This is a genomic window from Variovorax saccharolyticus (assembly GCF_030316765.1).
Lineage (GTDB): Bacteria > Pseudomonadota > Gammaproteobacteria > Burkholderiales > Burkholderiaceae_C > Variovorax > Variovorax saccharolyticus.
In genome coordinates, this window is record NZ_JASZYT010000004.1 from 317,447 (window position 1) to 329,454 (window position 12,008).

Below are 12,008 nucleotides of genomic sequence, written 5' to 3' on the forward strand. Positions count from 1 at the left end.
CGAGAGGACAAAAGGGACGCCGTGCGGTGGCGTCAGACCGGCACGCGCTGCAGGCCGATCAGCGCCTGGACGAAGGCCTCGCGGCCCTGGCGCCAGATGGCTGCCTTCCAGTCGGCGGCATCGGGATAGAACGCGGCCTTCAGCGCGGCGCGCGCGGCGGCGGTGCGGTTGGCGTCGGCTCCGCGCCGCCAGCTCCAATGCTCGGCGCGCAGCGCCTGCTGTACCTGCTCGGCCGGCCAGGTGCCGAACTCCAGGCAGATGTTGGTGTGCTGGGCCTGCGGGCATTCGTCGAACTGCGCGAACTGCACCGGCCCGGTCATCGGCACGCTGGACGAAGTGCCGGTGTGCACCGAGGTCAGTTCGCCCCACCAGCGCTGCGCGCGCTCGAGGATGTTCGCGTCCTGATCGGGCGACGCGAAGATGCGCTCGCCGTGCCCGTACGGGCCCAGTCCGGTGTGGATGTCGATCGAGCCGATCTGCCGGCACTCGCGGCCGTGGCGGCGCAGGATCGCGCGCAGCGCGCGGTTGCTCCAGGTCGGCGCCTGGCCGCCGAAGAACATGCCGTCGGCGTACGTGTACTGGCCCAGCGACACCGCGCGCTGCATGCCCTTGGGCCCGACGCGCTCGGCGTACGCCGCCAGCGCCGCCGCGTCGGCCGGGGTCGGCGGCCAGGTCTCGGGCAGCAGCAGGTCGTGAATCTCGCCATACGCGGCGTTGACGGGCAGCGGCGCGTCGAAGTCGATGCAGTTGCGGTTCAGATCCACGTTCTCCTGGGTCACGCGGCGCGAGTGCGAGAAGCCCCAGGGGTTGACCGCGTGGATGTACAGCACCGCTGTGTCGCGCACCCGCTTGCCGGCGGCGCTCTCGGGCGGGCCCAGTTCCAGCAGGCCGGTCTGCACCGCGGAGCCGCAGTAGCCCTCCACGCCGTGCACGCCGCTGATCACGATCAGCAGCCGCGCCGCATCGGCAGGGCCGTCGCGCACGACATCGATCGCGAGTTCCTCTCCGTCGGCGCCGGCCAGGTCCAGCACGGTCGATTCGACGACCAGGTCGCGCCGGCAGGCGGCATCGCGGAATCGCTGCCGCGCCTGCGCGTAGCTGGAGGAGAACAGGGCGGCTGCATCGGCGATGTCGGCCGGCGCTTGGGACTCGGGGGGAGGGCCGCTGGGCGTCAGCGTGGCGAATGCGTTCATGGGGTGAAGAGGTGAATGGGAGTCGGTGGATCAGGATTCAGGTATCAGGCGGCCAGACGCCGTGCACGGCGCGCGCGGCAGGCCTCGCCGAAGGCGGCGAAGATCGCGTGCGCCAACGGGCTGTTGCCGACGCGCATCTCCGGGTGCCACTGCACCGCGAGCGTGAAGCCGGGGGCGTCGGCGACCGTGAAGGCCTCGACCAGGCCGTCCGGCGCCACTGCCTCGACGCGCAGGCCCGGTGCCAGCCGGTCGACGCCCTGGTGATGCAGCGAGTTCACCGTCGCGTGCGTCGCACCGGCCAGCTTCGCCAGCAGGCCGCCGGACGTGAGCGCGACCTCGTGCGCATCGTCGTACCAGCGTTCGACCGGGCGGGCGTGGTCGCCTTCGCGATGGTCCAGCCGGCCTGCTTGCGCATGCACCGCGCGCTCCAGCGTGCCGCCGAACGCGACGTTGAATTCCTGGAAGCCGCGGCACACCGCAAGCACCGGCACGCCGGCGGCCACCAGCGCCGGCAAGAGCGGCAGCACGGTGTCGTCGCGGTCGGGGTCGGTCAGCGTGGTCGGCGGCAGCGGTTCGGCGCCGTAGCGCTGGGCCTGCACGTTGGTCGGCCCGCCGGTCAGCACCACGCCGTCGACCGCGGCGATCAGCGAGGCGGCGTCGATCGCCGCGCCGGCGGCCGGCAGCAGCAGCGGCAGGGCGCCGGCGGCCTGGTGCACCGCGCGCAGGTAGCTGTCGAACGCCTGGTGGATCGCGTGGCCGTGGAATTCACCCCGGTCGGAAGTGATCGCGACGACGGGGCGGACGGCGGTGGGTACGTGCAAGTTCATCGAGCGGCCTTGTTGGGTTCAGGCATCTCCGCGATGCCGATGCCGCGAATGTAGGGAGCGGGGTTAAATGCGTAAAGTGCATTTAAGTTGTCTCTATCCTGCAGTTATTGCATGATGTCGGACCCTTCACCCTCCAGCCACACGCGATGAACACCCGCCAGTTGCGCCATCTGCTCGCAGTCATCGAGACGGGCTCGGTCAGCGCGGCCGCGGACCGGGTCCACCTGAGCCAGCCGGCGCTGTCGCGCAGCCTGCGGGCATTGGAGGACGAGTTGCGCGCGCCTTTGTTCGACCGCCTCGAGCGCCGCCTGGTGCCTACGCCGTTCGCGCAGGCCTACCTCGCCCGCGCGCGCCGCATCGTGTTCGAGGAGGCCGAAGGCGCGCGCGAGCTGTCACTGATGCACTCCGGCCGCGCCGGTTCGCTGGCGCTGGGCATGGGCTCGGCGCTGGCGCGGGGCCTGCTCGGGCGGCTGCTGGTCGAGCTGATGGCGGGTGCACCGGGGCTGAGGCTGCGCACGCTGATCGAGACCACCGACCGCCTGCTCGACGCGCTGCGCAACGAGACGCTGGACTTCTTCGTCGGCGACGTGCGTGCCGCCGACACCGACAGCGAGCTGCAGGTCGAGCCGCTGTACACCTGCCGCTTCGGCTGGTTCGCACGCCAGGGCCACCCGCTGGAGGGACGGCGCGCACTGACGATCGACGACGTGCTGCGCCATCCGCTGATCGCACCCGGCTTCATCGGGCCGGAGGACGAGCGCCGCTTCCTGCGCCGCTACGGCCTGACCGGCTCGATGCTGGACCGATTCACGCTGCAGTGCGCCGACGGCGGCACGGTGAGCCAGGTCATGTTGGCGACCGACGCCGTGATGCCGGCGATCGAGCTGACGATGCTGGAGGAACTGCGCGCCGGCAGCGTGATTGCGCTGGATGTACAGCCGGTGCTGGATGCCGAACTGGTGCTGGGCATCGTGCAGCGCGCCGGCCGCACGCTGGCGCCGGCGGCGGCGCGGGCCTTCGATTTCGTGCGGCAGTATCTGGTCGGGCTGGAGGCCGAGGCGGCGTCGGCTGGCGGGGCTGCCCGCTGAACAAGCGTGGCGCCGCGCGGGGTCCGAAGTTCATTCCGGCCTCTATTGGATAGCTGCCATTCGAATCTTCCGGCTCGCGCAGGAGGAAATCGCGATGTACAGTGTTTCGTTCGGTGCAGAGGCGCTCTTGTGCTCCCGTGAGGCAGCCGCTCGGGAGTACCTTCCTTTGGTCGAACCAAGTCCGCGGAGCACGGCATGTCTACTGAGCGCATCGAAACCATCGTGATTGGCGGCGGTCAGGCGGGATTGGCCATGAGCTACCACCTGGGGCGCCTGGGCGGTGAGCACGTCGTGCTCGAGCGTGGAGAACTTGCAGAGCGTTGGCGCAGCGAGCGCTGGGATTCATTGCACTTCCAGTCTCCCAACTGGAACATGAACCTTCCGGGTTGGCCCCGGATGACAGCCGATCCACAAGCCGATCCTGATGCCTTTTCGCCTCTGTGCGAGGTAACCGGCTACATCGAACGCTATGCAGCCAACATTCGCGCCCCCGTGCGCACCCGGTGCGCGGCGCTCTCGCTCACACGCAGGCCAGGGTCGAGCGAGCTGCAAGTGCAGACCGACGGCACCCTCTATGTGGCGCGCAATGTCATCGTGGCTACGGGCCCCTATCAGGTGCCGCGTGCGACACCTCCGCTTGGCGGGGGCGTGTTCGAGCTTCATTCAACCCAGTACCGCAATCCCATGCAGCTGCCTGCCGGCGCTGTACTCGTGGTCGGCAGCGGGAACTCCGGCGTTCAGATTGCCGAGGAACTGTGCTGCGCCGGACGGCGTGTGTTCCTGTCCGTCAGCTCGCATGAGCGGATCCGGCGTCGCTATCGCGGGAAGGATTGCATATGGTGGCTGATCGCAACGGGCTCCGCCGATGCAACGCTCGGCGAGTGGAAGGGCGCTCGCCTGTCTCGTTTGATGACCGGTGTGAATGGCGGGTATGACATCGACCTGCGCCGGCTCGCGGCCGAAGGGATCGTGCTGATCGGCCGCGTACAGGCCGCCGAGAATGGCAGGATCGCCATCGCCGACGATCTGGCCTCCAGCATGGCTCACGGCGACGAATCGCTGACTGCATTTACGCGTCGATGCGACGACGCGGCTCGCGTGCAGCAACTGGATCTGCCTCCGCCGGATCCGTCCCCTGAACCGAAGCCGGAGCCACCGGAGCTTCAGAAGCCCATCCGTACCGTCGATCTCGTCCGCGAGGGCATCAGGTCGGTGATCTGGGCCGTTGGCGCGCAGACGGAGTTCAGTTGGATCGACCTTCCCGTCTTCGGCCAGTCACCCGGATCGAAGAGGACACATGTGCACGAGCGCGGAGTGACCCCCGAAGCCGGTCTGTACTTCCTGGGCCTTCCTTGGCTGCACAAATGGAAGTCGGCCTTCCTTTTCGGTGCGGACGAGGACGCGGCCTACCTGGCAGCGCATATCGTTTCACGAAGGAGGAACTGATCGAGCTGGCATGGAGGCGCGATGTGCCTGGCTCTGTCGCAAAAGTGCGGGCACAGGTCGTCTGATATGGTGAAATTCGCGGATTCTGAACCTATGCATACCAGACGTCTATCGCGAGACTATCGGTCACACGCAAAGCGGTCGAAACAATGGAATGGGTACCTATAGTCTTCGTTACGTTCAAGGTTCTCGTGTTCGGCACGTGCATGTTCCTGGCCATCAAGTGGCATTACGAACGAGGAAAGAAGGAGAAGGGAAAGCAGAAGGAGGAACGCGGCGCGGTGCTACGCGCGGGCGGCAAGGTGGCCGCAGTCTTCGCGCTGTCGATCCTGGGCCTCCTGCTCCTGACCATCGGGCTTGGCAGGATGCTCGGTTTGGACTTGCCCTTCCCATGACGGCGAAGAATGGGCCGCAGATATCCGATTCTTTGAGAGAGTGAGGCCCGCTTCCGCTGCATAGGAGTACGACGGAGCACAGGACTCCTCTCAGCGCACTCTCGAGACTTCAGAATAATGCGTTCCGTGCATCAATAGCACGAAACGTTGCAATTCCCTTTGCCTAGGCTGCGTCGCAAACTTGCTCCCAGAACTGCTGCCAGTTGGTGCAGCAGCCAAGGAGACAACAGTGAGCGCACAGCCAGATCAGCTGCAATCCTGGATCGGACGCAGCGAGACCGTCGACGACGCCATCAATTCCACACCGGTGGTGGCACTGACGGCAACCCTCGACCATCCCGCAACGCCCGTCGACGCCGGGACTCTTCTTCCCCCTCTGTGGCACTGGCTCTACTTCCTGCCGATGCATCGCCAGAGCGAGATCGGTGCGGACGGTCATGCCAGGCGGGGCGGCTTTCTCCCCCCCGTGCCGCTGCCCCGACGCATGTGGGCCGGCAGCCAGTTCGAGTTCCGCAGCCCGATCCGCGTCGGCGACCGCGTGGCGCGAACCTCGACCATCGACGACGTCGCGATCAAGGAGGGTCGCACCGGAAAGCTGGTCTTCGTGAAGGTGCGTCATGAGCTGCGGTGCAACGGCGCGGCCGAGTCGGCGCTGGTGGAGTTTCACGACATCGTCTATCGCGAAGCGCAGCGCCCGGACGACGTCGTGCCGCCGCCGCAGGCCGCACCCGCCGAAGCCGCCTGGCGGCGCCAGATCGTGCCGGACGATGTGCTGCTTTTTCGGTATTCGGCGCTGACCTTCAACGGCCACCGCATCCACTACGACCGTCAGTACGTCACCCAGGTCGAGGGCTATCCGGGCTTGATCGTGCACGGCCCCTTGATTGCAACCCTGCTGATGGACCTTCTGCGTCGCCAGATGCCCGATGCCGACGTGGCGAGCTTCCGCTTCAAGGCCGTGCGCCCGACCTTCGACCTGAACGCGTTTCATGTCAGCGGCCAGCCCCAGGGGGACGGCAAGACGATCCGGCTCTGGGCGTCGGACCACGAAGGCTGGCTGACGATGGACGCCACCGCCGTGCTGCGCTGAATTCACCACACATCGAGAGACCACCCCCATGCAGCCACTCAAGGGCATCACCGTCGTCACCCTGGAGCATGCGATCGCCGCTCCCTTCGCCACCCGCCAGCTGGCCGACCTCGGCGCCCGGGTCATCAAGATCGAGCGCCCCGGTTCCGGTGACTTCGCTCGGGGCTACGACGAACGCGTTCGCGGACTGGCGTCCCACTTCGTCTGGACCAACCGCTCGAAGGAAAGCCTGACGCTCGACGTCAAGCATCCCGACGCTGCGCGGATCCTCGAGCGGCTGGTCATGGAGAAGGCCGATGTTGTCGTGCAGAACCTGGCCCCAGGCGCCGCGACGCGACTCGGCCTCGGATACGAGACGCTGTCGAGCCGGAAGCCGGGCCTGATCGTCTGCGACATATCGGGCTATGGCGACGACCCGCAGCACCCCGGTCCTTACCGCGACAAGAAGGCCTACGACCTGTTGATCCAGAGCGAGGCAGGCTTCGTTTCCGTCACTGGAACCCCAGACGAGCCCTGCAAGGCCGGGCCCTCGATCGCCGACATCGCTGCCGGCATGTACGCCTACAGCAGCATCCTCGCGGCACTGTTGCAGCGCGCCCAGACCGGCAAGGGCCAGCGCATCGACATCTCGATGCTGGAGTCGCTCGCCGAATGGACCAGCTATCCGCTGTACTACGCCTTCGAAGACGCGGCGCCGCCGCCGCGCACCGGCGCCAGCCACGCGACCATCTACCCCTACGGACCGTTCCCGGCCGGCGACGGCACGACCGTGATGCTGGGGCTGCAGAACGAGCGGGAATGGGTCAGCTTCTGCGAGAAGGTGCTCCAGCAGCCCGAGCTGGCCACGGACCCGCGCTTCACCGCGAACTTCAAGCGCGTCGAGGAGCGGGCGGCCCTGCGCCAGATCATCGTGGACGCCTTCAATCCGTTGACCGGCACGCAGGTCGTCGAACGCCTTGAACTCGCGCAGATCGCCAATGCGCAGGTCAACACGATGAAGGATGTCTGGGCGCATCCGCAACTCGAAGCGCGAGGCCGCTGGACCGAAGTCGGCACCGCCGCGGGCCCCGTGCCCGCCATGCTGCCGCCGGGCACCTGGGACACCGGCCCCCGCATGGACCCGGTGCCCGCGCTGGGCGAGCACACCGACACGATCCTGGCCGAGCTGGGCTACAGCGCGGCCGAGATCGCAGGCCTGCACACATCCAAAGCCGTCTGAGATTGCCTGTCATGCACGCCGATCCGTTGCCTCCTGCCCGCACCTACCTCTTCGTGCCCGGAACCCGCCCGGAGCGCTTCGCCAAGGCCTTGGCCAGCGGCGCCGACAGGGTGGTGCTCGATCTCGAAGACGCCGTCGCCCTCGAGGACAAGGCAACGGCACGCAACGCCGTTGCCGCGTGGTTGCAGCAAGCCACGCCCGCGGAGCGGGCGCGCACCGTCATCCGCATCAACGACGCCGGCTCGCCCTGGTACGCCGCCGATCTGGCAGCGGTGCGCGATGTGCCCGGGGCCAGTGTGTTGCTGCCCAAGGCCGAGTCGGCCGCGCAAATTGCGCAGACGAGGGCCGTGTTGCCGGATGCGGCCGTGCTGGCGCTCATCGAAAGTGCGCGCGGCGTCGCCGACGTCGATCGCATCGCTGCCGCCGGCGTGCAGCGCCTGGTGTTCGGAACGCTCGATTTCGCACTCGACCTGGACATCGACATCGCGACCGATGCCAGCGGCCTCGCCTATGCCGCGAGCCGGATCGCGATCACCTCCCGCCTGGCCGGCCTGGCGCCGCCAGTGGCGGGCGTCACGCCGCAACTCGACGACGAAGCCCGCCTGCTGGCCGATCTTGCCGACGCGCGAAAACTGGGCTTCGGTGCCAAGCTCTGCATCCATCCGCGCCAGGTGCAGCCCATCCATGCGGCTCTGCATCCCAGCGTCGAGGCGCTGGAATGGGCCAGGCGCGTCCTGGTTGCCGACAAGGCTTCACCCGGCGCCGCCCGCCTCGACGGACGCATGGTCGACCGGCCCGTGGTGCTGCAGGCGCAGCGCACGCTCGACATGGCCCGCAGCTGACCGACTCCCTCCAACTACACATCCACGCAGAAAGAGACATCACATCATGGCCTCCACCATCATCGACTCCCGCATCTTCGGCGACATGTTCAGCGATGCGCGCATGCGCGACGTCTGGTCCGACGAGAACCGCACCGCGAAGTACCTCGACATCGAGCGCGCGCTTGCAAAAGTGCAGGGCGAGCTCGGCATCATCCCCAGGGAAGCGGCCGACGAGATCGTCAAGAACTGCAAGCTGTCGCAGATCGACTGGGCCAAGCTGAAGGCCAAGACAGAACAGATCGGCTACCCGATCATCGCGGTGGTCAACCAGATCAACGCGAATTGCCGTGACAAGCTCGGTGAGTACTGCCACTGGGGCGCCACCACGCAGGACATCACCGACACCGCTGCCGTCCTGCAGATGCGCGAAGGCCTCGCACTGGTCGAACAGGACCTCGACGAGATCGGCGATGCGCTGGCGGCCCTCGCGAAGAAGTACCGCGATACGCCGGTGATCGGTCGCTCCAACCTGCAGCAGGCCACGCCGATCACCTTCGGCTACAAGATGGCGAGCATCCTCGCCGGCATCGACCGCCACCGCGAGCGGCTGCAGCAGCTCAAGCCGCGCGTGCTGATGGGCGAATTCGGCGGTGCGTCGGGCACCCTGTCTTCGATCGAGAAGGGCGCGATGGAAACCCAGGCCGGATTGATGAAGGAACTCGGCCTGGCGCAGCCGCTGATCTCGTGGCATACGGTACGCGACACCATTGCCGAGGTCGGCGCCTTCCTCGGCCTGGTCGGCGGCTCGCTCGGCAAGATCGCCATGGACGTGAAGCTGATGATGCAGACGGAGGTCGCCGAGGTGTTCGAGCCTTTCGCGCCCGGACGGGGCTCGTCCTCGACCATGCCCCAGAAGCGCAACCCGATCTCCTGCCTTTACATCCACGCCAACATCTCGGTGGCGCGCCAACATGCCGCCGCGCTGATGGACGCGATGGTGGCCGACCACGAACGCTCGACCGGCCCTTGGGAGATCGAGTGGGTGTCGCTGCCCGAGATCTTCTGCCTGATGTCGGGCGCGCTCAAGCAGACGAAGTTCATCCTCAAGGGCCTCGAGGTCGACGCGACGCGCATGCGCGCCAACATCGACATCACGAACGGCCTCGTGATGTCCGAAGCCGTGATGATGGGCCTCGGCCCGTACATCGGCCGCGAGTACGCGCACGATCTGGTCTACGACCTGTGCCGCCAGGCGCTGGCCGACAACCGGCCGCTGGTCGAGATCCTCGTCGACCATCCGGAGATCAACAAGCATGTGACCCGGGCACAGCTCGACGCGATGTGCGATCCGGCCAACAACCTGGGGCAGGCCGGCGTCATGGTGGACCGCGTGCTGGACGCCCGACGCTGAGTCCGGCCGGGCCTCGCCCCTCTCGTCATCGACCGAACCGGCGCAGACCGGTACGCACCTGTGCGCCTCTCAACCGGAGACAACGTCGTGAACATCCGCAAGTTACTCAAGCTGCTCTATGTGCAGGTCCTGATCGGCCTGACCCTCGGCATCACCGTCGGCCACTACTGGCCCGAGTTCGGTGCCGCGCTCAAGCCGCTCGGAGACGGCTTCGTCAAGCTGGTCAAGATGATGATCGCACCGGTGGTGTTCTGCACCATCGTGAGCGGCATCACGTCGCTTGGCGATTCGAAGGAGATCGGCAAGACGCTGCTCAAGGCGATGGGCCTCTTCTACGCCCTGACGATTCTCGCTCTCCTCACCGGGCTGGCGACCGTCTTCCTCATGCAGCCGGGCGTCGGCATGCACATCGATCCGAAGAACCTCGATGCCTCCGTCGCGACGAGCTTCGCGAATCAGGTGCACATCCACGGATTCACCGACTTCGTGATGCACATCATCCCGAACGCCTTCGTCGGGGCTTTCGCCGAGGGCGAGGTCTTGCCCGTGCTGCTGCTCGCGGTGCTCTGCGGATTCGGCCTGACGAAGATCGGCGCTGCCGCCAGGCCGGTGCTCGAGGGCATCGAGGGCTTTTCGCACATGCTCTTCGCGGCCTTCGGCATCATCATGCGGCTCGCGCCGATCGGTGCCTTCGGCGCGATGGCCTTCACCGTGGGGCGCTACGGCATCAAGTCGATCGGCTCGCTGGGCCTGCTGATCGGGACCTTCTATGTCGCCTGCATCTTCTTCGTGGCCGTCGTGCTCGGAGTCCTGTGCCGGCTGCATGGGTTCAAGCTGTGGCAGCTCATGCGCTACATCAAGGAAGAACTCCTCGTCGTGTTGGGAACCTCCTCGAGCGAGCCGGTGCTGCCCCGCCTGTTGCTCAAGCTCGAGCGTCTCGGATGCAAGAAGGGCGTGGTCGGTCACGTGCTTCCGACGGGCTACTCGTTCAATCTCGACGGCACGGCCATCTATCTCACGCTGGCCTCCATGTTCATTGCGCAGGCCTGCGACATCCATCTGTCGTGGCTTCAGATCGCGTCGATGCTGGGCATCATGCTGCTGACATCCAAGGGCGCAGCCGGGGTGACGGGCAGCGGCTTCGTCGCCCTGGTCGCCACGCTCACGGTGATGCCGGAGCTGCCCGTGGCCGGCGTCGCGCTGATCGTCGGCATCGATCGCTTCATGTCCGAGGCGCGGGCGCTCACGAGCACCATCAGCAACGCGACTGCCTGCATCGTGGTTTCGATCTGGGAGAACGCCTGCGACCGCGATGTGCTGCAGCGCGAACTGGCGGCGAACTACGCCAACAGCGAACACGAACTCGAAGAGGGCTCGGGAGACCCGCAACTGCCGCTCGGACACACGGGCGCAGCGCACTGAGGTCAAGACCTGGCCGGGCAAGGCCGGCCCCGGGGTATTTCAGTTCACCGCGCGGCGGCCATCCGGCTTGCCGCGCTTGGCCTTCATCTCGGAGAAGAACGCATAGAGCTGCTGGGCAGCCGGCGACAGGGTCCGACCCTTGCGCCGTATGAGGCCAATCTTGCGGGTGATCACCGGATCGTGAAGCGGAACGCTCACGAGCAGCGGATGGTCTGAGTCCGGCATGGCGATCGAGGGCACAGCGGCCACGCCCAGGCCTGCTTCCACCAGGCCGAGCATCGTCGTGACGTGCTGCGTCTCGTAGATGCTCTGCGGCCGACCGGGCAGGCCTGAGAGCGCCTGGTCCAGCAGCAACCGGTTGCCCGATGCCTTGCTGACCGAGATGTAGTCGTACTGCCCCAGCTCGGTCCAGCTCACTCGGCGCTTGCGCGCAAGGGGATGGTCACGCCTGCAAGCCGCGACGAAGCGTTCTTCCAGCAAGGGCTTGAACTCGATGTCGGGTTCCTTGCCTCCGACGAAGTTGAGTCCGAAGTCGGCCTCGCCGCGCGACACGGCCGACAGCACCTCGTTCGCGCTGGCATCAAACACCTTCACCCGGATCTTCGGGTACCGCTCGTGATAGCGCGAGATCACCTGCGACAGGAAGTAGTAGACGGTCGAGGGCACGCACGCGATCGTCACTTCGCCCATGCGCGTGGCCGCCACGCCGCGGATGCCCAGGAGCGTGTGGTCCAGGTCGTCGAGCAGCTGCTGTACCTTGCGATCGAAATCGCGTCCCACCGAGGTCAGGCTCACCCTGCGGGTCGTGCGGTCGAGGAGGCGCACGCCGAGGGCTTCCTCGAGCTTCTCGATGCGTCGACTGAAGGCCGGTTGCGACACATGCAGCGATTCTGCAGCCTTGCGAAAGCTGTTCAGCTCGGCCACCGCGCGGAATGCCTGCAGGTCGTTGAGATTGAAGTTGATGGCCATGGCGAGCGCCCCTCGGGCTGTTTCAGTGATCCACAGTGTGCATCAATCAATCCTAAACATGCAATTCACAGAAGTCCTTGGAAGGCGGACCATTCACCCAAGGCCCAAACGACAAGAAGCCCCG

General features: G+C 66.7%; 11 protein-coding genes. 8 read left to right on the top strand and 3 right to left on the bottom strand.

The features are described from left to right. Positions 1-32: 32 nt before the first annotated feature. On the bottom strand, positions 33-1,130 hold the full coding sequence (locus QTI45_RS15365) for a M14 family metallopeptidase (RefSeq protein ID WP_444813159.1): 1,098 nt from the start codon (positions 1,128-1,130) through the stop codon (positions 33-35). Positions 1,131-1,237: 107 nt separating this feature from the next. After that, positions 1,238-2,020: a gamma-glutamyl-gamma-aminobutyrate hydrolase family protein gene (locus tag QTI45_RS15370; RefSeq protein ID WP_286370680.1), complete on the bottom strand. Its 783-nt coding sequence runs from the start codon at positions 2,018-2,020 to the stop codon at positions 1,238-1,240. Between the two features lie 146 nt (positions 2,021-2,166). Between QTI45_RS15370 and QTI45_RS15375 the strand changes: the two genes are divergently transcribed. The 8 genes from QTI45_RS15375 (at position 2,167) to dctA (ending at position 10,915) form a co-directional block, all read left to right on the top strand. Beyond that, positions 2,167-3,108 carry a LysR family transcriptional regulator gene (locus tag QTI45_RS15375; RefSeq protein ID WP_286370679.1) on the top strand — a complete coding sequence of 314 codons (942 nt, stop codon included), beginning with the start codon at positions 2,167-2,169 and terminating at the stop codon, positions 3,106-3,108. A 195-nt stretch (positions 3,109-3,303) separates the two neighbouring features. Continuing rightward, on the top strand, positions 3,304-4,554 hold the full coding sequence (locus tag QTI45_RS15380) for an NAD(P)-binding domain-containing protein (protein ID WP_286654984.1): 1,251 nt from the start codon (positions 3,304-3,306) through the stop codon (positions 4,552-4,554). Between the two features lie 149 nt (positions 4,555-4,703). Continuing rightward, on the top strand, positions 4,704-4,949 hold the full coding sequence (locus QTI45_RS15385) for a hypothetical protein (protein WP_286370677.1): 246 nt from the start codon (positions 4,704-4,706) through the stop codon (positions 4,947-4,949). 229 nt (positions 4,950-5,178) lie between these two features. After that, positions 5,179-6,039: an HTD2 family dehydratase gene (locus tag QTI45_RS15390; RefSeq protein ID WP_286655136.1), complete on the top strand. Its 861-nt coding sequence runs from the start codon at positions 5,179-5,181 to the stop codon at positions 6,037-6,039. 28 nt (positions 6,040-6,067) lie between these two features. Then, positions 6,068-7,258 (top strand): CaiB/BaiF CoA transferase family protein, encoded by a 1,191-nt coding sequence (locus QTI45_RS15395; protein WP_286654985.1) that lies wholly within the window; start codon positions 6,068-6,070, stop codon positions 7,256-7,258. 11 nt (positions 7,259-7,269) lie between these two features. Beyond that, positions 7,270-8,100 carry an HpcH/HpaI aldolase/citrate lyase family protein gene (locus tag QTI45_RS15400; RefSeq protein ID WP_286654986.1) on the top strand — a complete coding sequence of 277 codons (831 nt, stop codon included), beginning with the start codon at positions 7,270-7,272 and terminating at the stop codon, positions 8,098-8,100. A 46-nt stretch (positions 8,101-8,146) separates the two neighbouring features. Beyond that, a complete protein-coding gene (locus tag QTI45_RS15405) occupies positions 8,147-9,493 on the top strand; it encodes a class-II fumarase/aspartase family protein (RefSeq protein ID WP_286370673.1) in 1,347 nt (448 codons plus the stop codon). A gap of 87 nt (positions 9,494-9,580) precedes the next feature. After that, positions 9,581-10,915, top strand: a complete 1,335-nt coding sequence (dctA, locus tag QTI45_RS15410; RefSeq protein ID WP_286654987.1) for a C4-dicarboxylate transporter DctA — start codon at positions 9,581-9,583, stop codon at positions 10,913-10,915. 39 nt (positions 10,916-10,954) lie between these two features. Here the strand turns inward: dctA and QTI45_RS15415 are convergent, their stop codons facing one another. Continuing rightward, entirely contained in the window at positions 10,955-11,884 is a 930-nt protein-coding gene (locus QTI45_RS15415) for a LysR family transcriptional regulator (protein WP_286370671.1), read from the bottom strand. Positions 11,885-12,008 lie beyond the last annotated feature (124 nt).

Bases quoted from the DNA above. Each gene is read 5' to 3' on its own strand.
- QTI45_RS15400 (WP_286654986.1), top strand. From the start codon at position 7,270: ATGCACGCCGATCCGTTGCCTCCTGCCCGCACCTACCTCTTCGTGCCC.
- QTI45_RS15375 (WP_286370679.1), top strand. From the start codon at position 2,167: ATGAACACCCGCCAGTTGCGCCATCTGCTCGCAGTCATCGAGACGGGC.
- QTI45_RS15415 (WP_286370671.1), bottom strand. From the start codon at position 11,884: ATGGCCATCAACTTCAATCTCAACGACCTGCAGGCATTCCGCGCGGTG.
- QTI45_RS15405 (WP_286370673.1), top strand. From the start codon at position 8,147: ATGGCCTCCACCATCATCGACTCCCGCATCTTCGGCGACATGTTCAGC.
- QTI45_RS15385 (WP_286370677.1), top strand. From the start codon at position 4,704: ATGGAATGGGTACCTATAGTCTTCGTTACGTTCAAGGTTCTCGTGTTC.
- QTI45_RS15380 (WP_286654984.1), top strand. From the start codon at position 3,304: ATGTCTACTGAGCGCATCGAAACCATCGTGATTGGCGGCGGTCAGGCG.
- QTI45_RS15395 (WP_286654985.1), top strand. From the start codon at position 6,068: ATGCAGCCACTCAAGGGCATCACCGTCGTCACCCTGGAGCATGCGATC.
- QTI45_RS15370 (WP_286370680.1), bottom strand. From the start codon at position 2,020: ATGAACTTGCACGTACCCACCGCCGTCCGCCCCGTCGTCGCGATCACT.